Source organism: Bradyrhizobium sp. 137 (assembly GCF_023074095.1).
Classification (GTDB): Bacteria; Pseudomonadota; Alphaproteobacteria; order Rhizobiales; family Xanthobacteraceae; genus Bradyrhizobium.
Map to the genome: position 1 here is coordinate 1 of NZ_JADPKU010000061.1, position 22,645 is coordinate 22,645.

Annotated in this window: 21 protein-coding genes and 2 pseudogenes; 9 read left to right on the forward strand and 14 right to left on the reverse strand. The window is 63.1% G+C overall.

What is annotated here, in order from left to right; all coding sequences use genetic code 11:
• Nucleotides 1-177: 177 nt before the first annotated feature.
• Genes IVA78_RS18145 through IVA78_RS18160 form a run of 4 tightly spaced genes read right to left on the reverse strand, consistent with a single transcriptional unit; the run spans nucleotide 178 to nucleotide 7,001 of the window.
• On the reverse strand, nucleotides 178-2,241 hold the full coding sequence (locus tag IVA78_RS18145) for a hypothetical protein (protein WP_247466825.1): 2,064 nt from the start codon (nucleotides 2,239-2,241) through the stop codon (nucleotides 178-180).
• Nucleotides 2,242-2,248: 7 nt separating this feature from the next.
• Complete coding sequence (locus IVA78_RS18150; RefSeq protein WP_247466828.1) at nucleotides 2,249-5,062, reverse strand: DUF4159 domain-containing protein; 2,814 nt, start codon at nucleotides 5,060-5,062, stop codon at nucleotides 2,249-2,251.
• Nucleotides 5,059-6,003, reverse strand: coding sequence for a DUF58 domain-containing protein (locus tag IVA78_RS18155; RefSeq protein ID WP_247466830.1), 945 nt, complete (start codon nucleotides 6,001-6,003; stop codon nucleotides 5,059-5,061). Before IVA78_RS18155 ends, IVA78_RS18150 begins: the two co-directional genes overlap by 4 nt.
• On the reverse strand, nucleotides 6,003-7,001 hold the full coding sequence (locus tag IVA78_RS18160; RefSeq protein WP_247279602.1) for a MoxR family ATPase: 999 nt from the start codon (nucleotides 6,999-7,001) through the stop codon (nucleotides 6,003-6,005). Before IVA78_RS18160 ends, IVA78_RS18155 begins: the two co-directional genes overlap by 1 nt.
• A 272-nt stretch (nucleotides 7,002-7,273) precedes the next feature.
• Between IVA78_RS18160 and IVA78_RS18165 the strand changes: the two genes are divergently transcribed.
• The 7 genes from IVA78_RS18165 to IVA78_RS18195 all read left to right on the forward strand — a co-directional run bounded on the left by IVA78_RS18165 (nucleotide 7,274) and on the right by IVA78_RS18195 (nucleotide 12,254).
• Nucleotides 7,274-7,885: a DUF1285 domain-containing protein gene (locus tag IVA78_RS18165; protein WP_247279603.1), complete on the forward strand. Its 612-nt coding sequence runs from the start codon at nucleotides 7,274-7,276 to the stop codon at nucleotides 7,883-7,885.
• A complete protein-coding gene (locus tag IVA78_RS18170) occupies nucleotides 7,882-8,553 on the forward strand; it encodes a CoA pyrophosphatase (RefSeq protein WP_247466833.1) in 672 nt (223 codons plus the stop codon). Before IVA78_RS18165 ends, IVA78_RS18170 begins: the two co-directional genes overlap by 4 nt.
• Nucleotides 8,550-8,813: a DUF6111 family protein gene (locus IVA78_RS18175; protein ID WP_247279605.1), complete on the forward strand. Its 264-nt coding sequence runs from the start codon at nucleotides 8,550-8,552 to the stop codon at nucleotides 8,811-8,813. The genes IVA78_RS18170 and IVA78_RS18175 overlap by 4 nt, the downstream gene beginning before the upstream one ends.
• 10 nt (nucleotides 8,814-8,823) lie before the next feature.
• Nucleotides 8,824-10,080, forward strand: coding sequence for a CCA tRNA nucleotidyltransferase (locus IVA78_RS18180; protein WP_247466836.1), 1,257 nt, complete (start codon nucleotides 8,824-8,826; stop codon nucleotides 10,078-10,080).
• Nucleotides 10,077-10,847 carry a sulfite exporter TauE/SafE family protein gene (locus IVA78_RS18185; protein ID WP_247466838.1) on the forward strand — a complete coding sequence of 257 codons (771 nt, stop codon included), beginning with the start codon at nucleotides 10,077-10,079 and terminating at the stop codon, nucleotides 10,845-10,847. The genes IVA78_RS18180 and IVA78_RS18185 overlap by 4 nt, the downstream gene beginning before the upstream one ends.
• Nucleotides 10,848-11,272: 425 nt before the next feature.
• Nucleotides 11,273-11,500, forward strand: coding sequence for a hypothetical protein (locus tag IVA78_RS18190; RefSeq protein ID WP_247279609.1), 228 nt, complete (start codon nucleotides 11,273-11,275; stop codon nucleotides 11,498-11,500).
• Between the two features lie 310 nt (nucleotides 11,501-11,810).
• The gene (locus IVA78_RS18195) at nucleotides 11,811-12,254 is read left to right on the forward strand and encodes a hypothetical protein (RefSeq protein ID WP_247466841.1); all 444 of its coding nucleotides are present in this window, start codon (nucleotides 11,811-11,813) and stop codon (nucleotides 12,252-12,254) included.
• A gap of 217 nt (nucleotides 12,255-12,471) precedes the next feature.
• Here the strand turns inward: IVA78_RS18195 and IVA78_RS18200 are convergent, their stop codons facing one another.
• Nucleotides 12,472-13,050 carry a YdeI/OmpD-associated family protein gene (locus IVA78_RS18200; protein WP_247466844.1) on the reverse strand — a complete coding sequence of 193 codons (579 nt, stop codon included), beginning with the start codon at nucleotides 13,048-13,050 and terminating at the stop codon, nucleotides 12,472-12,474.
• 144 nt (nucleotides 13,051-13,194) lie between these two features.
• On the opposite strand from IVA78_RS18200, the pseudogene IVA78_RS18205 reads away from it, so the two are divergent.
• A pseudogene (locus IVA78_RS18205) lies at nucleotides 13,195-13,731 on the forward strand (sulfite exporter TauE/SafE family protein); the annotation flags it as partial.
• Between the two features lie 323 nt (nucleotides 13,732-14,054).
• Nucleotides 14,055-14,228 (forward strand): annotated as a pseudogene (locus IVA78_RS18210) (alpha-amylase family glycosyl hydrolase); the annotation flags it as partial.
• A gap of 69 nt (nucleotides 14,229-14,297) precedes the next feature.
• Here IVA78_RS18210 and IVA78_RS18215 read toward each other — a convergent pair.
• The 9 genes from IVA78_RS18215 to IVA78_RS18255 all read right to left on the reverse strand — a co-directional run bounded on the left by IVA78_RS18215 (nucleotide 14,298) and on the right by IVA78_RS18255 (nucleotide 22,498).
• The gene (locus IVA78_RS18215) at nucleotides 14,298-14,675 is read right to left on the reverse strand and encodes a PRC-barrel domain-containing protein (RefSeq protein WP_247466847.1); all 378 of its coding nucleotides are present in this window, start codon (nucleotides 14,673-14,675) and stop codon (nucleotides 14,298-14,300) included.
• A gap of 521 nt (nucleotides 14,676-15,196) precedes the next feature.
• Nucleotides 15,197-15,526, reverse strand: a complete 330-nt coding sequence (locus tag IVA78_RS18220) for a GcrA family cell cycle regulator (RefSeq protein ID WP_247279615.1) — start codon at nucleotides 15,524-15,526, stop codon at nucleotides 15,197-15,199.
• Between the two features lie 39 nt (nucleotides 15,527-15,565).
• Nucleotides 15,566-15,745 carry a hypothetical protein gene (locus IVA78_RS18225; protein ID WP_247279616.1) on the reverse strand — a complete coding sequence of 60 codons (180 nt, stop codon included), beginning with the start codon at nucleotides 15,743-15,745 and terminating at the stop codon, nucleotides 15,566-15,568.
• Between the two features lie 155 nt (nucleotides 15,746-15,900).
• Entirely contained in the window at nucleotides 15,901-16,212 is a 312-nt protein-coding gene (locus tag IVA78_RS18230; protein WP_247279617.1) for a hypothetical protein, read from the reverse strand.
• Between the two features lie 165 nt (nucleotides 16,213-16,377).
• Entirely contained in the window at nucleotides 16,378-16,593 is a 216-nt protein-coding gene (locus tag IVA78_RS18235) for a dodecin family protein (protein ID WP_027529685.1), read from the reverse strand.
• A 357-nt stretch (nucleotides 16,594-16,950) separates the two neighbouring features.
• Nucleotides 16,951-20,319 (reverse strand): adenylate/guanylate cyclase domain-containing protein, encoded by a 3,369-nt coding sequence (locus IVA78_RS18240; protein ID WP_247466850.1) that lies wholly within the window; start codon nucleotides 20,317-20,319, stop codon nucleotides 16,951-16,953.
• 123 nt (nucleotides 20,320-20,442) lie between these two features.
• Entirely contained in the window at nucleotides 20,443-21,345 is a 903-nt protein-coding gene (locus IVA78_RS18245) for a hypothetical protein (RefSeq protein WP_247279619.1), read from the reverse strand.
• 114 nt (nucleotides 21,346-21,459) lie between these two features.
• Nucleotides 21,460-21,861 carry a hypothetical protein gene (locus tag IVA78_RS18250; protein WP_247279620.1) on the reverse strand — a complete coding sequence of 134 codons (402 nt, stop codon included), beginning with the start codon at nucleotides 21,859-21,861 and terminating at the stop codon, nucleotides 21,460-21,462.
• Between the two features lie 424 nt (nucleotides 21,862-22,285).
• Nucleotides 22,286-22,498, reverse strand: a complete 213-nt coding sequence (locus tag IVA78_RS18255) for a DUF2158 domain-containing protein (RefSeq protein WP_247279621.1) — start codon at nucleotides 22,496-22,498, stop codon at nucleotides 22,286-22,288.
• Nucleotides 22,499-22,645: the final 147 nt, after the last annotated feature.

Below are 22,645 nucleotides of genomic sequence, written 5' to 3' on the forward strand. Positions count from 1 at the left end.
GGTCTCCTTCCAAGCCATCGGCAAGCCCTCCTTGCCGAATAGTTGACCTGTTACCCATGTCGCCGGTCTAGTCTGTTACCCATGTAGCCGGTTTGGACCACTCGAAGCACCTCTCCCCGCGGGGGAGAGGTGAACCCCGAACACCAACCGAGCCTAATTTTTTCGCGCTCCAGGAGATCAGCGCCCTTCGCGGACCCAGGTCGCGGCGAAGGCGCCGAGCAGCAGCAGCAGGCCGATCACCCCGGCGAAGATCGGCAGCACACCGACGCCTTTGACGACGCTGGCGTCGCGCATCCGCACGCCCATCCAATTGTCGCCGTGGAAGACGCTCGCAGAGCGCACCGGCAGGATGCGCGGCAGCTCGACGCTGGTGCCGTCGACCACGCGCACGGCGTTGCCGCCGGTCGCCTGCGTGAGCGGCTTCAGGGTTTCGGTGGTGGAGGTGACTTCCGAAAACTCCTTCGGATTGGTCGGGCCGACATTGATCAGCGCCTTCAGCGTGCCGTCGGTGGCCTGCCACAGGCCGAGCTCGTTCGCGGGCAGGCTGGCGCGCCACTCGCCGGGATCGCCAGGGCTGAGCGTCAGGTCGTGCGACACGCCCGACGGCGAGGTTACGTTCACCGGCTGGACGCTGTCTGACATGGTCTGGCGCACCACGACGAGATCCTTGCCCTGCACCTGAAGGCGCAGCGCTTCTTCGTCGAGATCCGGCTGCTTCATCAGCCAGTGCGACATCCGCCTGAGCAGGTCGAGATGCGGGCCGCCGCCCTCATAGCCGCGCGCCCACAGCCAGATGTGATCGGACAGCAGCAGCGCGACGCGGCCCTCGCCGAAACGCGACAGGAACAACAGCGGCTTGCCATCGACGCCGGTCATGACCGGCGGGTTGATCGCATTGCGGGTGTCGACGGTGCGGAAGAATCGGCTCCAGCGTGGCGGCTCGCTGGCGGAGCCCTCCAGCCCGCGTGTGACCGGATGGCGTTTGCCGATGTCAGACAGGTGCGCATAGAACGGCTTTTCCGTCACGCCGACCGGCTCGGCCGGCAGCACCGAATCCAGCGGCGTGCGCCAGATGCTGGTGTTGGAGGCGTAGTCAGGGCCGGCCGAGACCAGCACCGCGCCGCCCGAGCGGACATAACGTGCGATGTTGTCGAAATAGGCGATCGGCAGCACGCCCTGGCGAGCGTAGCGGTCGAAGATGATCAACTGGAATTCGTTGATCTTCTGCTGGAACAGCTCGCGGGTCGGAAACGCGATCAGCGACAATTCGTTGATCGGCGTGCCGTCCTGCTTCTCCGGTGGACGCAGGATGGTGAAATGCACGAGATCGACGCTGGCGTCGGACTTGAGCAGATTGCGCCAGGTGCGTTCGCCGGAATGCGGCTCGCCCGAGACCAAGAGCACGCGCAGCTTGTCGCGTACGCCGTCGATGGCGACAACCGCGCGGTTGTTCACCGGCGTCAGTTCGCGTTCGAGGGGCGAAGCCTCGATCTCGACGATGTTCGGGCCGGCATGCTTGATGTCGACGTCGACGCTTGCGGCCTGGCCGCTCGATAGCGTGCGCTCGTTGATGACCTCGCCGTCTCTGCGGACCGTGACCTTGGCGCGCTCGCCGGTGACGCCCTGGTCGTCGAGGCGGTAGCTGATGGTCTGGGTCTGCCCGACGATGCCGAAGCGCGGCGCCGCCGTGATTGCGATGCGGCGGTCGCGCTCGTCCTTCTGCCCGGTCACCAGCGCATGCACCGGCGCCTGGAAGCCGAGCGCGGTTGCGTTCGCCGGAATGTCATGGACCCGGCCGTCGGTGATCAGGAACGCGCCGGCGACGCGGTCGACCGGCACGTCCGACAAGGCCGAGGCGAGGGCGCCGAACAGTTTCGTGCCGTCGGTCTCGCCGTCGGCCTGTCCGGCATCGACGACGCGGACTTCGAGGCCCTTGATCTTCTTCAGGCTGTCGACCAGCGCCTCCTGCGCCTGCGCGGCCTCGCGATTGCGGTTGCCGAAATTCTGGCTCGGACTCTTGTCAACGACAACCGCGGCGACCGAGGTGAGGGGATCGCGATCCTCCCGGGTGAAGGAGGGATTGGCGAGCGCCAGCAGGAACAGCGCCAACGCGGCGACGCGCACGGCCGCCCCCCGCGCGCGCGCCAGCAGCAGCACCAGCGCGACCACGACGATCGCGGCCAGGGCGAGCCAGAGAACGATCGCGGGAACGAGCGGCGTGAACGCGATGCCGTAATTCATATCGGTCCTATTGCCCCAGCCGCTCGATCAGCGCCGGTGCGTGCACCTGGTCGGCCTTGTAGTTGCCGGTCAGGGTGTACATCACGATGTTGGCGCCGGCGCGGTAGGCGAATTCGCGCTGGCGGGTGTCGCCGCCGGTCACCGGCAGCATGGCCTGGCCGTCGGGCCGCACCGCCCAGGCGCCGGCAAGGTCGTTCGAGGTGATGATGATCGGCGAGACGCCGTCGCCGCCGCGCGCCGGGCGCTGCGCGCTGTCCTCGTCCTCGTCGCGCGGAAGGGTCTCGACCCAGGTCTGGCCGGTGACGAAGCGGCCGGGAAAGTCGCGCAGCAGGTAGAAGGTCTTGGTCAGCACGTGCTCGCGCGGCACGGGCTCGAGCTCGGGCACGTCGAGCGAGGACAGGATCTCGCGCAGCGTCTGCATGGCCGGGGTCTGCGCGGTACCGTTCGCGCCGGGCGGTGCTTCGATCGCATCGCGGGTGTCGAACAGCACGGTGCCGCCCTGCTTCATGTAGGCGTCGATCTTGTTGATGGCATCCTGCGGCGGCTTGGGCGCACCGGGCACGATCGGCCAGTAGATCAGCGGGAAGAAGGCGAGTTCGTCGCGCGCGGGATTGACGCCGACGGGATCGCCGGCCTCAAGCGCAGTGCGCTGCGCCAGGAACAGCGTCAGCCCGTTCATCCCCGCCTTGACGATGGAATCGACGTCGGCATTGCCTGTCACGACATAGGCGAGGCGGGTCTGCGACACCGCCTTCATCGCGAACTCGTCCGTGATGCCGTCGGCGCGCGAGGGCGCCGGCGAGAGCGACGCGAGCGCTGCAAGCACGATACCGAGCACGATCATCGCTGGCGCGGCGCGGCGGCGCAGCAGCGCGGCGATGCCGCCGCCGAGCAGAGTGACGATGACCGCGTCGATCAGGAACAGGGCAAGCGCCGTTGACAGCAGCCAGCCGCGCAAATCGCGCGGCTCGGCGTTGGTATAGGTGGCGTGCCGGGCGCGCAGGCTCGCGGTGTTCAGGGCGGCGATACGGTCGGCGGCGGCAAGCGTGTTCACGGCGAGCGGTCCTTCGGCCGGACCGTAGAAGCCCGGCGGATGATCGGGTGTGGCGCGGTCGCGATAATCCGCGGGCAGCGGTTTTGCGGTGGCCGGCGGCGGGCCGAAGGCGCCGAAGCCGTCGAGGATGTGCAGCGGCGCCACCGTCTCGGCGGTGGTCTCGGCTGCGACCCCGGCGCCGGGCTTGGCGGTGTAGCCGGACATGTCGACGACACGCCGCAGCATTTCGACGAAAGTGCCTGACATCGGCAGATCCGACCAGCGCATGTCGGCGCTGACGTGGAACAGGCTGACGAGGCCCTTGCCGCGATGCTCGCCGGTCACCAGCGGCGTGCCGTCCTCCAGCGAAGCCCAGCTCTTGGTAGCGAGCACTGCGTCGGGCTCGGCCAGCACCTGGCGGCTCACGGTGACGTCCTTGGGGACCACGACGCCGGCAAACGGCCCGTCGGCGGCGAAGGAGGCGAGATGCTGCGGCTTCTCCCAGGTCAGGCTGCCGCCGAGCGTGCGCCCGCCCTTGCGCAGCTTGACCGGCACGAGATCGTCTTCGGCCTGCGCCAGGCGGGGGCCCGCGAACCGCACCAGCACGCCGCCCTGGTCGATCCAGGCGTTGAGGCGCTCCCGCAGCTCGGGCGCGATGGTGCCGACATCGGCCAGGATGATCATCGGCAGCTTCTGGTCGAGGAATTGGGTGATGCCCTGCTGCGGCGAGCCCTTGTCGGCGAGCCGCACGTCTGCGAACGGCGCCAGCGCGCGGGTGAGGTAGAAGGTCGGCGCCAGCAGCGGCTGCGCGGTTTCGCTGGTCGAACCCGAGACGATGCCGATGGCGCGGCGGCGCCAGCGCTTGTCGAGCAGCTGCACTGCGCCGGCGGAGCGCTCGCCGGATATTTCGAGCCGCGTGATGTCGTTGCGCAGCTCGACCGGCAGATCGAACGCTGCGTCGGTTTCCTTGTCCTGCGGGCCGAACGAATAACGGGCTTCTCCGATCGGCGAGGCCTTCTGGTCCAGCGCGCGCACGGTGCCGACGGCGATGCCGCTGTCGGTGCGCAGCACCTTCACCGTCATCCTGGCAGCGGCGTTCTCGGCCGCGACCAGCGCCAGCGGCGCAGAGGTACCGCCTTCGAACACAGTCAGGTTGCGATCGCCGACAGTCTTGCCGAGGCCGGCCACGAATTCTTCGCCGCGGCCGGTGTCGACGCCGTCAGACAACCACGCGACCTCGCAGTCGCCGGTCGTTTTCAGGAAACGGTCGATTGCCGCCAGGGTCTCGACGCGATCGATCGAATAAGGCTTCGGGGCGAGCTGGCGCAGCGCCACGCGCGCCGCACCCGCCGGCATCAGGGTGATGTCGCGGTTCGGCTCCGACAGCGGCACCAGCGCGATAGCGCGGCGATCGTTGTCGGCGTTGGCGATCAGCTCATCGGCGGCCCTGATCCTGATGTCCCAGTGCGACGCCGCGCTCCAGCCATCGTCGAACATGATCATCAGCGGCGCCTTGCTGCCGGCGGCGCCCGTTTGCGGATTCCAGATCGGGCCGGCGGCGGCGAAAATGACGAGCGCCGCAGCTAGGAGCCGCAACGCAGTCAGCCACCATGGCGTCCGCGAGGGCGTCTCTTCGCGCGGCGCGATGTCGAACAACAGCCGCGTCGGCGGAAACTCGATGCGCCGCGGCCGCGGCGGCATCACTCGCAGCAGCCACCACAGCACGGGCAGGCTGACGAGGCCGATCAGAAGCAGCGGTTCGGTGAAGGCGAGCGGCAATCCCATCATGCGGCCGGCCCCGCCTTGATCGTCGCGATGCGGGCGCCCGACTTGCTCACCTGCATGCCGGCATGCAGGAACAGCAGCAGTTCGGCGGCCGAGCGGTCGGTCGCGTGCGTGGTGAACAGCCAGTCGAGCTTGTTGGTCTCGGCGCGGATCTGGTCGCGGTGCAGCGCGAGCCGCGCGGTGTAATGCTGTGCCCAGCTCTCGGCGCGGCCGGCGGTGATCACGCCAAAGCCTTCCGGCTCGACGAACTCGACGCGGCCGGAGTACGGAAACGACTCCTCGGCGGGATCGACGATTTGCACCAATGTGCCATGCGCGCCGGAGCCGGACAGCCCTGTGAGCGTCGTCCTGATCTCGGAGATCGGCGACCAGAAATCCGACAGCACGATCGTCTCGGCGAGCGCCGACGGCACGAAGGACGGCGGCAGGCTGAGGCGTTCGGCGTCGTCATGCAGCATCGCTTGCGCCATCTTGTCGATCACACTGCGGCTCGCGGTCGGCGCCATCAGTCCGGGAATGCCGACGCGTTCGCCGCCGGAGACGAGCAGCTCGGCCAGGGCGAAGGCGACGATCAGCGTGCGTTCGAGCTTGGACTCGCGCGCGGTCTTCGACGCGAAGGCCATCGAGGGCGAGCGGTCGGGCCAGATCCAAACCGTGTGCGCGGCTTCCCATTCCTGCTCGCGGACGTAAAGATGGTCGTCACGGGCCGAGCGGCGCCAGTCGACGTTCTGCGACGGCTCGCCCGAGACGAAGCGGCGGTATTGCCAGAAGCTTTCGCCGGAGCCGGCACGCCGTCGGCCGTGCAGGCCGTGGATGACGTTGGCGGCGATACGGCGGGCCTCGAGCACCAGGCGCGGCAGCGAAGCGGCGAGCGTACGGCTTTCGCCATCGGCACGTCGGATCGCGATGATCTCCCTCGCTGTGTGCCCGTTCTCTGCCGCCATCAACCAATCCGTGTCTTCAATTGCCGGATCACGTCCGGAATCGTGCGGCCTTCGGCGCGCGCCTGGAAGGTCAGCGCCATGCGGTGCTTCAGCACGGGCTCGGCGAGGTCGAGCACGTCATCGATCGAAGGCGCGAGACGGCCGTCGATCAGCGCACGCGCGCGCACGGCCAGCATCAGCGATTGGCTGGCGCGCGGGCCGGGGCCCCAGGCGATGAACTTGCCGGCCTCGCCGCTCTCCACGCCCGGACGGGCCGAACGCACCAGCGACAGGATCGCCTCCACCACGGAATCGCCGACCGGCAGGCGCCGGATCAGCCGCTGCGCGACGATCAGCGCATCGGCGCTCATCGAGCCCCTGGCCAGCGTCTCCTCGGCGCCTGTGGTCTCGAACAGGATGCGGCGCTCGGCATCGCGATCGGGATAGTCGACGTCGATCTCCATCAGGAAGCGGTCGAGCTGCGCCTCGGGCAGCGGATAGGTGCCTTCCTGCTCCAGCGGGTTTTGCGTGGCGAGCACGTGGAAGGGCTTGGGCAGGTCATGGCGCGCACCCGCAACCGTGATGTGCTGCTCCTGCATCGCCTGCAGCAGCGCCGACTGCGTGCGCGGGCTGGCGCGGTTGATCTCGTCGGCCATCAGCAGCTGCGCGAACACCGGACCGGCAATAAAGCGGAAGGCCCGCTTGCCCGCGGTGCTCTCATCTAACACCTCGGCGCCGAGAATGTCCGACGGCATCAAATCGGGCGTGAACTGGATGCGCTTGGCGTCGAGGCCCAGTGTGACGCCGAGCGTCTCGACCAGCTTGGTCTTGGCGAGGCCGGGCACGCCGATCAGCAGCGCATGACCGCCGGAGAGGATCGTAACCAGCGTGTTCTCGATCACGCGATCCTGGCCGAAGATGACCGACGCGATCGCCTCCTTCGCCGCGCGAATCTGGCTAGATACCTGCTCGGCCGAACGGACGATTCCGTCTTCGAGTTTCTCGACACTTTCCGCCATTCGCTCGCTCCTTCAGCCTGTCACGCGGCTTGCCTGCGTCGTCACCTCGGCACATCGCGTCAGGTCATCACGCCGGATCATGGGCCTATGCTAGACTTGCAGGAAGGCCATGTATTCGTTGAATTAACCTATCCCCACCTTATCGGCTTCGGGTTATGTACGGCATCACGAAGTGGCGACCTCGCACATCGGATTAATCCGGAGTGGAACCGCACACCCGAATACAACGTAGACCTGCACCAATCGTGCCAAGGACAAAGTCAGGGCAAACCATGGCGAACCAAGGGCAGAGTGCCGATCGCGGCCTTGAAGGGCTGACTGCCGCCGCCAAAAGTGCTGCCAATGCCGAAGGTGCCACGAAGGGGCTGCCTCCGGTGCATCTGTGGAATCCGCCGTTTTGCGGCGATCTCGATATCCGAATCGGCTCTGATGGTACTTGGTTCTACATGGGGACGCCAATCGGGCGTCACGCGCTGGTCCGCCTGTTCTCGACCATTCTCAAGCGCGAGGGCGACAAGCATTTTTTGGTCACGCCGGTGGAGAAGGTCGGCATTCGCGTCGACGACGCGCCGTTCATGGCGGTCGAGATGCTCAAGGAGCGCGAGGGTGGCCATCGCGTGCTGCGCTTCCGCACCAATGTCGACGACTGGGTGACCTGCGACGCCGCGCACCGGCTGCGTTTCGAGCAGGCGAGGGACGGCGGGCTGACGCCATACTTGCACGTCCGCGCCGATCTCTGGGCCAAGGTCACCCGCGCGCTCTATTACGATCTGGTTGACATGGGCGAGGAGCGGATGGTCGATGGCCAGCCGATGTTCGGCGTCGAGTCGGCCGGCGAATTCTTCGCCATGGCCGACGCTGAGCAGGTGAGGGCCGCGCTTTGAACAAACCTATCCTGAAGAACGATCCGGTCGCGCTCAGCGCGGCGGATTTCTTCGCCCGCTCCAGGGCCAAGCTTGATTTCGACGTCCCGCCCGGTCTCTATGATCCGAACATCATTCCCGCCTCGGGCGATCCCGGCACCGACAGGATGCTCGAGATCATCGCGCGCGAGCAGCCGGTACGGCCGGCGGCGGTCCTGATCGCAGTGGTCGACCATCCCGAGCCGACCATCCTGCTGACGCAGCGCTCGGCGCATCTGAACGACCATGCCGGCCAGATCGCCTTTCCTGGCGGCAAGATCGACGCGACCGACTCCTCGCCGCTCGATGCGGCGCTGCGCGAGGCCGAGGAGGAGGTTGGGCTGTCGCGCGACTTCGTCGAGCCGATCGGCTATCTCGACCTCTACGGGACCGCGTTCGGCTTCCGTATCCTGCCGACAGTGGCCAGGGTGCGGCCGGGCTTCGAGCTCACGATCAACCATTCAGAGGTTGATGACGCATTCGAAGTGCCGCTATCTTTCCTGATGAACCCGGTGAACCATCAGGTGCACAGCAAGGAATTCCGCGGCATGGAGCGTTCCTATTACGCGATGCCATTCGCGGAACGCTACATCTGGGGTGCAACGGCGGGAATGCTGCGTGTGCTGTATGAGCGGATCTATTCGTCATGATCCGGACGGTTCTGACCGAGATCGGAATCTTCCTTATTCCCTTTGCCATCTATGCGCTGTTCCTGGCCGCCACCCGATCCGGCCTGTTCGCGCGATCGTCCTGGCCGGTCACCATCGTTGCGCGCCTCGCCCTGGTGGCGATCGCGCTGGTGATCGCGGGGCTGGTCGGCCTTGCACATTTCTCCGGCGCCGGACCGGACTCGACCTACGTTCCCGCGCATATCGAGAACGGCAAGTTCGTGCCGGGCACGGAAAAATAAGGGCTGGACGATGAGCGCGGAGCCGTTACTCGCCAATGCGCCCTGGCTGACCGCAGGCGGGACCGCGCGCGTCCTGCAATTGCTGGGCGCGAACGGCGAGGAGGCGCGGGTGGTCGGCGGCGCGGTGCGCAACGCGCTGCTCGGTCTCTCACCCGGTGACATCGACATCGCGACCACCGCGTTGCCGGACGAAGTGATGCGGCGTGCCAAGGCCGCCGGCATCAAGAGCGTGCCGACCGGGATCGACCACGGCACCGTCACGCTCGTCATCGACGGGCATCCCTATGAAGTGACGACGCTGCGCGAGGACACCGAAACTTTCGGCCGCAAGGCCAAGGTCGCGTTCGGCCGCGACTGGGTGAAGGATGCCGAGCGGCGCGACTTCACCATGAACGGCCTGTCCGTCGATGCGAGCGGCGTCGTGCACGATTACGTGGGCGGAATTGCGGATGCCAGAGCGCGCCGCGTGCGCTTCATCGGCGATCCCGGCCAGCGCATCGCCGAGGATTACTTGCGCATCCTGCGTTTCTTCCGCATCCACGCTGCCTTTGGCGCCGGCGAGCCAGACCGCGACGGCTATCTCGCCTGTATCCGGGCACGTGCGGGCCTTGCGAACCTCTCGGCCGAGCGGGTGCGCATGGAGATGCTGAAGCTGCTGGTCGCCGGCGGTGCATCCGCGGCCGTGCTGGCCATGGCGGAGGGCGGATTGCTGCAGGCGCTGACCGGAGGCGTGGTCTATACGGGGCCGCTGTCGGCGATGATCGCAATCGAGCGCGAGCTCGGCCTCACCGCAAGCAGCACGCGGCGCCTGGCCGCGCTGACGGTCGCGGTGACCGAAGATGCCAAGCGCATCGCCGCGCGCCTGCGGCTCTCCAATAGCGAGACCAAGGCGCTGGATTCGATGGGGCATCGCTGGTGGCGCTTGGCCGCCAAGAACGAGCCGAAGGCGCGGCGGCTGCTCTACCGGCTCGGCGCAGAGCGCTATCAGGAACGCGTGTTGCTGGCCTGGGCCCGGGCCGGTGGCGACGTCGGATCGTCGCGCTGGCGTGCGCTCGCCGAGCTGCCGCAGCGCTGGACTGCGCCGAAATTTCCGTTGAAGGCGGCCGATTTCATCGCGCGCGGCATGGCGGAAGGACCTGCGCTCGGACATGTCTTGACGCTCGCCGAGGACGCTTGGCTTGCGGCGGATTTTCCACTAGAGCAAGCCGCGCTCGGTGCCATCGCCGACCAAGCTGCCGCCCGCGTCCGCCGCGACGAGAGAACGTGACCATCGTTTCAGGCTTCGCCGACATCCCGATTTATCAGCTCCTGCTGGTAGCAACGATGGCGTTGTTGGCTTCGATCATCGGTGGTCTTGCCGGCTACGGCACCGGCGCTTTGATGCCGCTGGTGCTGGTGCCGATGGTCGGCGCCGAGCCGGTGGTGCCGATCATCGCGATCTCCGCCATCTTCACCAATCTCAGCCGCGCGATAGCTTACTTGCGCTATGCCGACCGCCGCCGCGCTCTGATCGTGCTCGCCTGCGCGGCGCTGACAACCGCGCTCGGCGCCTACGGTTACACGCGTCTGACCAATGCGGGCGCGGCGCTCGTGATCGGCACCATGCTTATGCTGAGCGTGCCGCTGCGCCGCGTGCTGCGCCGCCGCGAGGTCAGGATCGGCGACACCGGCCTTGCCGCCGGCTCCATCGGTTACGGCGTGCTGGTCGGCGGCACCTCGGGCTCCGGCGTGATCCTGCTGTCGCTGCTGATGGCCGCCGGCCTCGAAGGCGGAGCCGTGATCGCGACCGATGCGATGATCTCGCTCGGCACCGGCCTGATCAAGATCTCGGTGTTCGGCCTTGCCGGCGCGGTGACCGCGCAGGTGCTCGCGCTTGCGCTGCTGATTGGCGCGATTGCGATCCCCGGTGCGTTCCTCGCAAAAGCCTTCGTCGAGCGGATGCCGGTGTACATCCACACCGCGATCTTGGACGTCGCGGTGATCACGGGCGGGCTGGTGATGATCTCTGCCGCTGCAAGGCAGCTCGTCGCGTAGATGACCCCCGGCCCAATTGCCGCGCCTGGACCGCGGATCACCTCGAATGCGAGGACTAGCGCGTCTGATAGAGATAACCGGCGCGCTGGCCGCCAATTTCGTGTCTGCCCCGCCGAAAAGGGGTAGAGTGCTCAAGGGCCACATCTGAGGAGCAACAACATGACCCCACCCTCCGAGCTGGTTCCAGCTAAGATCGACCGGCATGTCTTCGCGATCATGCCCGACACGATGCCCCCGGGATCCCGATGACGGACGCCTAGACGTAGCCTGAGCTTCGGTGAGTGCGTTCCTCGGCCTAGGTGCGGCACGCCGGTGCGTCCGGCGGCTTTCAGAGTCGTCTGATTCCGAGAGCAGCGGCAGACGCTGGATGGGCCACGGTTCTCGGCGCAGCAATCTAGCGGCGTTCGCGGGTAGAGGAGATGAGCATGACTCTCATATGGCTTGGTGTGCTCCTTGTTTTCGGCGGCGTACTCCAAATGGCATTTCAGCCCATCTGGCGAGGCCGATTCAGCGGTGGGAAATGGCTTCGCTCCGGGCGTGACACGCTGGAGCCTGAAAGGCCCGGTAGCGGCTTCGGCGTCAAATCGAACTGGCCCGGACTCGTGATGGTCGCGCTTGGCGGCGTTTTTTTGCTGGCCGGAGCTGCCTTCTGAGTTGAAAACGAATGCCGCGGGCGTTGCCGGTTATCTGCCGCACCAACGTGCCAGAGCCATATCTCTTCCTGGCCCTAAGCTGCCCAACGCGCGAGCCGTTGCCATGTCGGCTGATCGAGGGAGACCGAACATCGAGCGATGAACGTGCTGACCGCAGCTTTTAACCCTGTTCAGACCTCGCGGGGCAAGCTTACCGCCTGCGCGTCTTGGTACCTCATAATGGTTAGCTCCCCCCACGAACGCGAACTGGACTTATCCAGCACTTGGCGGGACATCCCTCGACACACGAACCCAAAGAGGAGACTCCAAGATGCGTAAAATCCTTTTTGCGTCGATGTTCGCCGCCGGTTTGGTACTGCCGGCATGGGCTGAGGACGCGGGCACGATCAAAGTCCACAGCGGGTGGAAATTGATCCAAGAACGCGTAGACAAAGGAGTTGCCTACGGGACCCTGTGGGGGATCACCTTCAACGACGCTGGCAGCGGTCCTCTGCACATGGCACCTGCTTCTGGGACGTATAGTCTTACACAAGAGACCGGTAAGGGTGAGGGCGAACTCACTTGGGGCACCGGCGATGACCAACTAAAGGGGCCGTTTACCATCACGGTTACTGACGGTAAGGCAAAAGGCGAGAACACCGTCAAGGGAACTGGAAAACTTTCCGGAATAACCGGCGGCCCATTTGAGTGTGCTTTTGTGGGCAAGCCCGAAGATCAGCAGGCGTGGTGTACGGAGGTGTTTAATCGGAAATAGGCGGCACGATCTTCTCAATTCTTCGGTAAGCGCCGGTCCTCACCATGTCTGCCGGTCCGCTTGCCGCCGCTGACCCGGCTGTTAATTGATGCGGTGCATGAGTCGGGGTGATGCCGGATCGAAATGGTGGAGCGACGGCCGGTTTTGCTTCACAAGCGGCACAGTGCAGCCGATCATCTGCCCGCTATGGCTTACTCTCTCCGAGAGGCTGCATGGGTCAGTGAAACTTATCGCCACGATCCAGTTTCGCAACAATTTGCGCGATCCGTCTGGCGCGCGTCTCGGGCTTCCTCGCTGTATGAAGGCGATAGTAGATTGAATAGAGATTTCTGCGATCGAGCGTCGCGAAGAACGCTTTCGCCGCGGGCATGTCCTCCAAGGCATCGAGAAAGTCTTGCGGGATAGTCATGTCCGCTGAGCCCGCGTATGCGGTATCCCATCGTCCATCCGACTTGGCCGCTTCGACCTGAGCCAATCCAGCGGGAAGCATCCGCCCTTCAGCGATCAGGGTTGTTGCGTGACGGCAGTTCTTGGCCGACCAATTGGAATTCACCTTCCTCGGGGTAAGTCGTTGCAAGTACGACGTGTCGTCGAAAGGTTTCATCTGGCCATCGATCCAACCGACGCGGATGGACTCAATAACGCAATCGTTCCACGTCACAGACGGCACGCCCATGTCTGATTTGAAGATCCGCACCCAGAGTTCGGTCGCAGTGCCATGGTGCTTCTCAAGCCAGTCCCCAAGCTTGGATGTGTTCTTAAATGCCAACGGGGCTTGCTGCTTTTTGCGAACCATAGGCAACTCTACCACGTAGGCAGCAAAGCCTCCATCTGCGGACAACAAAGCCCAGTGGCAAGCTCTCTTGGCTGAGGTCTGTTGTGGCCCTAAACTGCCCAACGCGCGCGGCGTTGCCATTTCGGCTGTTTGAGGGAGACCGAACGTCGAGCGATGGACGTGCTCGCCTGCGCGGCGCTGACGACCGCGCTCGGCGCCTACGGTTACACGCGTCTGACCAATGCGGGCGCGGCGCTCGTGATCGGCACCATGCTGATCCTGAGCGTACCGCTGCGCCGCGTGCTGCGCCGTCGCGAGCTCAGGATCGGCGATACCGGCCTTGCGGCCGGTTCGGTCGGCTACGGCGTGCTGGTCGGCGGCACCTCGGGCTCCGGCGTGATCCTGCTCTCGCTGCTGGTGGCCGCAGGCCTCGAAGGCGCCGCGGTGATCGCGACCGATGCGATGATCTCGCTCGGCACCGGCCTGATCAAGATCTCGGTGTTCGGCCTTGCCGGCGCGGTGACCGCGCAGGTGCTCGCCTTTGCGCTGCTGGTCGGCGCGATTGCGATTCCCGGTGCGTTCCTCGCAAAAGCCTTCGTCGAGCGGATGCCGATCCACATCCACACCGCGATCCTCGACGTGGCGGTGATCACGGGCGGACTGGTGATGATCTCTGCCGCTGCAAGGCAGCTCGTCGCGTAGATGACGCCGCTCACCGGGGATTGGTGCATGGACCGGGGATCGAACTTCCTCCGAGCGTGTACTCACAAAAGTCGGCTTCCGAGCCCAAACCGAAAGTCGCCCCGCTTGGCCATCATCGGCGGCTTATGGCCCAACCGAGACATTGGCGCCTTCCGATAAGGTTCGTCGCGCCACGGCGTGGAGCTCGTGCCTCTGGAGAGTAGCCTATCTTCCCGGACCTGCTCTGGCCTTCGGATACTCGCTCCTTTGGGTGTCGCCACAATTGCTGTGCTCGGCCGACGCTCGTGGTTGCGGTCGGGGACGCGCCCACTTGTGGCGTCGCTCCAACCCGCAAAATGCAGCTTTACGGAGGGGGAATTCGGCGGCGGCTCGCCTGCATGTTCGGAAACGATCGCCGCCGCATCGAGCTGGCATCCAGCCTACCGTTCAGTCTTCCTGGTACATCGGTCATTTACTACGGCGACGAACTGGGAATGGGCGACGATCTGACGCTTCCACCCATGAGCGCCCGCCGATCAATTCAGCCGGCACTCACGATTGGAAATGTTCTGATGCGCCGCCTGGCGTTACAGGCCACCTCGTCCTTCCCAGTAGGTGGGTGTCCCATAATACCGGTGGGTTCGTGTTTCCCAGTCTCGATCCTGCCAGGAATCATCGCTGAACTCAGGCGCGTCCCTCAGCTGTTGCTCGGTGATGTTGGTTCGAAAACCGCCAAGCGACGTGTCATAGGTCAGAGCACTCCAGGGAATGGGGTAGTGGCTGTGACCCAAGCCAGCAAATCCGCCGAAGCTCATGACTGCATAAGCCACTCGGCCTGACACCTTGTCGATGATGAGGTGATCAATCTCACCGATATTCGTCCCATCTGCTCCATAAACCTCGGTTCCTTGAATGTCCTCGCTTGAGATGCAGTGATGATCCGGATGAGCTGTTGCGCGGGCCATGACTTTGCCTCCTTGATAGGTGGTTTTGCCCTCTTAACTCGGCCGCCACGGGGGCGTTCCTACCTTAGAACATCGTGTCGCAGCTCGATCACCAACCGAACCACGGCTCATATCCGCTGTAAAAACCTAGCCCTGGTCGCTCCGAGGAGGCAGGCGGTGCGTGCGATGCGTATGGCGTCTTCCGGCCTTCTCCGCCGTGAGCCGAGAAGCGCCAAGTACGATCCTGGTTCGTAACAGGGCTGAAACAATCGCGCGGGTAGACGGTGCGTTGGCGAGAGGGGCTTCGGAAAGCGGGCTTGCCCGAATAACCCGCTGCGCGGTGACCGCTTCTGCGTCCACAGCTGAATAGGTCGATAGCTCAGCGCAAGACCTACTACCGGAGCCAGATACGACCTTACTGTTGTGATCTCAAACCGAGATTTCTGACCCGAAGCACATGAGCCTTGGGAGGGTACACGACAGCCGAACCCGTCGAACTGCGCCAGGCACTGACGGGAGCGCATCGACATTCATGTGAGTTCTTAGCCGGTGTTTCTGACCGCCTCAGCCAGAATGGCGTAAAGCTGCTGCTTGCTGAGTTCCTTGGGCTGCGGCCTCTTTGCCGTACTCGACGACACCTTCTGTGCGACTGGACGGGCGCAGGCTGCCGATGATGTCGGCCTCAGCTTCGGGGGCGGCCTTATCTTGGGCCGTGCCGTAGGCGGCTTGCGGCCGCGCTTCAGGCTCAGACGGGTCAGCATGCCGCAGACTGCGTTACGGCTGCACCCGAGACGGCGCGCAATCTGCGCCGCGCTCTGTCCTGCGGACCAGAGCCTTTTGAGCAGCGCTATGTCTTTCGCATCCCAGCCCATGGGAGATACTATAGCGCCGACTGCCAGATGCAGGCTAGTCTAGTCATCGTCCGGCTCGCGCACGACTGCTGGTTCGTCAGCGTCATCTTCTTCATCGTCGTCTTCGTCCTCCTCATCCTCCTCGTCGGGATCCCGAGGCGGCATCGCGATGCCCATAAGCATCAGCGGTGTCCAGCCGATCGCTGTGGTGGAAAATGCTTCGGAGGTGTGTTGCTTCATGTCGTTGCTGCTCCTCGAAAAGCACGCGCAGTCGAATATTCCTGACGGGCGGCACCCGGATGTTCAGGGTGCGATCGTTGCAAGCCCGAGGGTGACACCAGGTCAATGACCAGAGCAGGGGGCGGCATCCGCCACGCAACTGGTGATGTTTGCCGCTACTTTATGCCCGAAGACCCATCAGACTCGATGTTCACCAAGACCTCGCCGGTGGTGACTTCGGGAACCCCAAGATCGAGATCATGCAGACTCGCCTGCACAAACGCCAGTATCTTGGCGTTAGCTGCGTTGGCGCTCTCCCGGTCGTCAAATATCATCACGGCGATACCAACGCCGTCGCCCGCATCCAGCACATGGTAAGATCTGAATCCGTGCGATTGCCTTAGGATCTCACCTACGCCGCTCTTGGCGCGACGAGCGGCGTCCGCCACCGAGCGAACCTTGGTGTACTTGCGAATGACCATGTACATGGGGCCACCACGCGCTACACGCCCCCTCGCATCAAAGCATATCGGCCCCGGTCGGACTAGGGCCGACTTCCGGGACGGGCCACAGCGTCCGGTTGGGCGGACTGGGCGACGCGCCTTTTCCAATGAGCCATCCTCGCCCCGCGAGTGGGGGCGAGGTGCTGAGGCTCAGGAGCCCTCGAACTTGAACGATACGTTGAGCTTGGCGCGATAAGCCTCGACTTTTCCCTTGTCATCCAGCTGCATGTCGAGCTTGACGACCTCTGCAATGCGAAGATCTCGGAGAGATTTTGCAGCTTGCTCGACCGCATTGGCGGCCGCCTTCTCCCAGGAGTCGGTGCTGGTACCGACCAGTTCAATGACCTTGTAGACGCTATCGGGCATGTCGTCCTCCTATTCGGTAGGAGCAGGAAATCTAACACCAGAATATCGATGCTGATACGTCTCGGGCATGCCCCCGGAGCCGGGAAGGGACAAACTGCATTTGGCGAGGCGGCTCTTGGCCGAGCTAACCTGCCGAACCAGCGCCATTATGTCCGCTCAGAGCGGGTCGCCGGAAAAGGGTCCTGTCGGCTGTCACTTCCTGTTTGACTCCTAGAGATATCGGAGGTTTGGCGCGCGGGGGGCGGGCATCTTTGTTGCGAATCCAGGGCAATGCGTTTGCTGGCGGGGGCGCAATTGCAATAGGGTCCGCATAGAGCGGATGCACTCGACCACCGCAACGCGCTGTGAGCGGCGGGATCAATGCAGTGCACGCCGACAATCGCGCGCACGCTTGAGGTCGGCCGTTTCGGTTCCTTCGTCAAACCAATCGCAGATCGGTTCTAGCAGCGTGCGCGCCTCATCAATCCTTCCTTGCCTCCGCCAGAGTTCTGCGAGGCTTGTGGCGGCGCGCAACTCCAAGGATTTGGCGCTTTGACCACGCGCCACTTCAATGGATCTCCTAAGATGAGACTCGGCGTCGCCGACTTTCGATGGGTCGAGCGATAGGAGAATTTGGGCTTTTTGCCGGTGCAATTCCGACTCCCATGCCCTGCCTGTCACATCACCTACGCCGGCCAGAAGCCCCTCGATCAATGATAGTGCGCGTTCATTCTCGCCGACCTTGGCGTCAATCTCTGCCAGCCAGCTATTCATCATTGGCAGCATGAAACCGACACCGTTGCGTCGCGCTTCATCGATTCCCAGTGCGATGTCGGATCGGGCCTCCTCGATCCGGCCAAGCTCGCCGATAGCCCGGCCTCGAGAAATTCTCGATAAAATCGCGTACAGCGAAAACCGCTGTTCTTGTGACATTTCGAAGCTGTTCTGTGCGTTTTCGAGAGCGCGAGCGGCGTCCCCGCGCAGCAGGTGCACGACAGAGGTCATGTAATGAGCAAATGCCACTGTGTACGGGTGAGCAAGACCCTGAGCCAGGGCGAGCGCTTCTGATACGCGCGAAAGGGCTCGATCGGGATAGCCGAGAAACCACAAGTCCCAGGACTGAAGCAGCAGTGAAGCCGCTTGAGGCTCCACCACGTAAAGCTGATGAAGAGGCTGTCTTCCTTCGCTGATCGAGAGCCTGATCGTCTCTTCGAAATGGTTCGCTGAGGATTGGAAGTCCCCGATGGTCAACAACGTGCTGCCCATCACTCTGTGAGCCACCATCGCCAGCACGGGGTCAGACAAGTCTCGTGACCGCAACAGAAACTCATCGGCCATGCTGAGGGCCTCATCATTCCTTCCACCCATCCATGAGTGTCCCCACAACCCAAACAGGGCCTGGAAATATTCAGGGATGTCGCCGAGACGCAGGCATAATGCGCGGGCTCTGGAAAACGCTTCGCGTGTTTCCGTGGAGGCATATCCTTTGACGGCGATAAGCGGTATCCCCAGCGCCAATTGAACCTCGGTCTCTTGTTTGGTCCGCTCGGGGGTTTCGGGCAGCGTTTTCAGAAGCTCAAGCGCACTTCGAAAACTGGCAATCGCTTCGATGTTGGCGGAGTGCGCGAGTGCGCGCTGCCCGGATTTGAACCAATAACGGATAGCTGCACTGTGATTGCCTGCTTCCTGATGATGATACGCCAGGACTTCGGTCTGATTTTCCGCAAGCTCCGGAAACTGATGCTCCAGGACTGTGGCGATCTCGGCGTGGATCTGCTGTTTTTTGCTCCTGAGCAGGGAATCGTAGATCGCATCGCGCAGCAACACATGTTTGAACGCGAACCGGAGGGAAGGCGAAATGTCGACTCGATATACGATGTCAGCCTGTTCGAGCAGCGAGAGTGCTGTCAGCATTTTATCTTCGTCGAGTTGCGATACAGCCGACAAGAGATCATAGGAGAACTCGCGCCCAATCACCGCCGCAATCATTGCAAGTTTGCGACTTGGCGCAACGCGGTCGAGCCGCTCCATCAATGCGTCACTCAGCGTGTCCGGAACCCTGAGCAATGCAGCTTGTGCCGTCCGCTCGGACGCACCTCGACCGAGTACAGGTGCGCTCAACATACTGTTTGTCAGTTCCTCGATGTACAGCGGGACGCCATCGGCTTTTTCGATAATCTGGTCCAGCAGCGGTTGAGGCATTCTCCCGCCCCTCAACAGACCTCGAATCATCGCCTTCACTTCCGCCTGCGATAGTCGAGTCAGCGAGTGCACGGAGATATTCGCATGAGTGATCCACGCAGGGCGGAACTCCGGCCGGCAGGACACGACAAGCAGCACGCGGGCGTGGCCGATCCGGCTGATAATCAAGTCAAGCAGCTCAACCGTCGACGGATCGAGCCAGTGTGCATCCTCAAAGATGCAGAGCGTCGGCCCTTGGACGGAGAACGCCAACAGCATATCGACAAGCGTGCTTATGGTTCTGTTCTTTATTTGCTGCGGGGTCAGGCCGGATAGTTGGAGGTGATCATGCACGGGGATGGATAGCAGTCTGGCGACCAGCAGGACCGGCCCGGTGGAATTATCGGGAAGGTAAGCCCTGAGCTTGGCGAGCTTGTCTGCATCAGGCTCGCGCGCTGTTATTTGGGCCAAATGTTGGATCTGCTCGATGACGGGGAAGAACGCGCTCTGATTGTGGTAGGGCGAGCACTGATGATGCAGCAAAATATGCGGTTCCTGCTGAATATGCGATTTCAACTCGTGGAGCAGCCTCGACTTTCCGACTCCCGGGATGCCCGAGAGGAGTATGACTTGGCCATCACCCTCCTTGACCTTCTGCCACCTGTCGAGCAGCAGGCTCAGTTCGCTTGAGCGTCCAATGAGCGGAGTTAGAGAGCCCGCATGCGCAGCCTCGAAGCGGCTGACCGTGTATTTAGCCGCCAGCACGCGATACAAATGAACGGGCTGAGTCACACCCTTGAGTTCCTGGATCCCCAGGTCCTGAAAATCAAAAGCCGCCGATATGAGACGCCTCGTTGTCTCTGAGATGAGTACCGTATCTGGAGCGGCAAGGGCCTGCAGGCGCGCCGCAATGTTCGGCGTCTCCCCCACCGCGTCCATCGACCACCTGCCGCTGTCTCCAATGTCACCGACAACAACCGGTCCAGAGCAAACACCCACTCGACAAGACAGAGGAACCGGACCTGAAATCTTCGGGACCCCGGACGCGATCTCCAGTGCGGCGTGAACAGCACGAATGGCGTCATCCTCGTGAGCGGAGGGCCAGCCGAAAAATGCCATGACGCCATCGCCGAAATAGCGGGCCACCTCACCGCCATACCGCCCGATCGCGGTGCTGCATTCCTCACGGTATGCGTCGATGAGTTTTTGGAGATCCTCAGGGTCCAGCTTCTCCGAGAGCTGTGTAGAAGCCACAAGGTCGCTGAACAGCACCGTGATCTGACGGAATTCAGGTTCGCGATGCTGCGCAACGGAGGGCGACGCCGCAGCCACTCTTGAACCCACAAGCGTTGCGCCGCCGAGCTGGCCTGAAGCGGTCAAGGCTTCAATCGCCCTAAGCAGCTTCTTGCGGTGGCCTAAGGACGAAACTCCAATTTGCTTGAGATCATTTTCCGTCAGGTCCGGAAGGACGGAATACTCGATGTTGTTTTCCGCGAAGGCTTGGGCGTACTCGCCTAGACCGTGTCTGGCCAGCCACTCGGCTAAGTCGGTGTTTGTCCTCGTCATCGAAGAGGTCCTCCTCTTAACCGCCGTAGGACCCCTTATTCTATCTCACCACGGAGGCGCCGGAACAGTGCGTGGTTGCGCGTTCAGGCCCAGCAAAACCGCGATGATGTCGCGCTGTTCCGCTCAAGCCGCGGGGCGAGCGCTGCAATCTTCGTCTTCTGAAGGCCCTGAACTGAGACCGTATGGGAGCGCTTCTCCGATCGCCTGTCGAAGCTCGTCGACCATTTCGGCTTCGGATTTATGGAGTTCGTGATTATAGCCTTCCGCCAGGATCAGGGCCGATTCATACGTCTCCTGAACGACTGCGATACGGTCATTCGCAGGAAGGGACGCGACGAACTCGATGGTATCTTTGACGTGTGTGGCCTCACTCCCGAGAGAGCTGTGGCTTCTGAGGAAGCGGGTCGCATCGACGCCGTCCGGACACAGCGCCTGGACCTTCTCGACGTCCGCCTCCTGCTTGAGCGCGGCGATGCGCTCCAGGCAGTAGGAGTACCCTATACAGCCGATCGGGTAGTCCTGCGAGCAAAGGTCATCAAAGCGCTTGCAGAGCGGCTTGATCCCCTGCGGGATGAAATTGGTGACGAGTCGCTCGGCTGGTAAACCGAGCGCGCGCAGGTCCTTGAGCGCGAGGCGATCGTGACCAGACTCCTCGCGTGCACGTTCTTCAAGGTAGGCAGCGACCTCGGGCCTGCCCAGCTCCTCGAAGCGGCTGGCGGCGCGCCGCAGATTTCGAGGCGTATCGACAGAGGTGTGATAGGCGCCGACCAGGGCCACTACATAGCCGGTGAGCGTCTGCTCCGGACGCGCGAGGCGTTTTTCAATCGCGGCAAATCCGAGATTGATCGCGCCGTCGAGCAGCCCGATCGTGCTGCCCGCCGTACCCATGCCCATCATCGGCATCGCGAATGGATCTACATTCCCTTTCGTCCCACCCGTCGTGTGGAACCAAACCTGTCCGGAGTCGCGAGCAATGATTGAAATATCACCCGTGACGTTGACCCACTCCGTCCTCAACCGCGTCATTAGAAACCTCCCAACCTGCAGTGCTCAGCAGGACCGTCTGTCTGCCGTTGCCACTTCGGACAGCTTCAAGCTGGAGACGGAGCGCGCCGCCCCTCGAACCGAACGGTAACAGCGCTAGATACCGTTGGGTGTACAAGACATCAGCAAGCGAGCCGTTTCCAGAAGTGACTGGCCGGGTCGAGGGGTCACGCGGCTTTTGTTCGGCAGCACAAAAACGACTTCATCAGGGTTTTGCATCGTGTAGTGACTATCGTGCTCTTCTTCCGTGATGATGACCGCGCGGTTCAGATAGATACCTCGCGCCGCGAGTGCGACTTTGGCTCGGTTCGCGGCGGCGGCTGTCACGGTAGTGTTGTCCGCCTCCCGTTCCAGCAACGAATTTCGGAAATCGTCTTCGACCCACGCGTCGACGATCAACTGTGCGAGGGAATCGTTGGGGCCGAAGGAGAAGGTTGGAACCGTCACCTCTGTCGGAGCTGCCGCGCCTCTCAAAACGACATTCTTTTTAATGGCCATGATCAGCCCTCCTTCATTAAACAGGCTCGGCATCTCGCCGCCCGCATCTTTTAAATGCAGTATATTTTTTGCAGTTTAATTGTATAACCTTAGGATGGCAAGTTAGAATAGCGAGCACTGCCGCATGCTTATAAGTCCATCGTGCCAGTCCGGGGGACCACGCTGGCGATGGTTTCGGTTTGATCAGCTCCAAACGAATTGGAAACAAAATTTAAATATCGAGCGCGCCTTTAACGGGCGCTGCGATTTAAACGTCGGCCGATTGCGGCACGCTTTGTTGCTCGAAATTGGGAATGCATAGGCCCCCGGCCTCTCCAATCTTCCTCCATTCGGAGCTTGTCGAGAAATTGGTCGAAGTCCTATCCAAAAGCGCGAGGCCAACGACGAGCACTCGCATCTGACCAGCGCGCGCTCTTAGGTGTGCTTATTCCTCGTCGTCCTCGTCTTCATCCTCGTCGTCTTCGCCGTTCTCTTCCTCTTCCACCTGCACGAGCGTGGCCAGCGGCAGCGTCTCGCGGAACAGATCGCCTTCCATGCCCATCCAGAGGCAGAGCACGTCGTTCTCCTTCACCTCCGCAACCGTTAGCGGCTGACCGCCGGATTTCAGCATCACGACATCGCCGGCTTTCAATTCCATGGATTGTCCTTTCGAGTTGATCGACCCGGACGCGAGGCTAGCAATTTGTCATGACATCCGGAAAACGGCGGATGAGACCGCGCGTGCCGTGCAGAAACGCTCAGATGCCGGGGCCGCTGGCTAGGGGCCCTTCATCGCAAAGGCCGC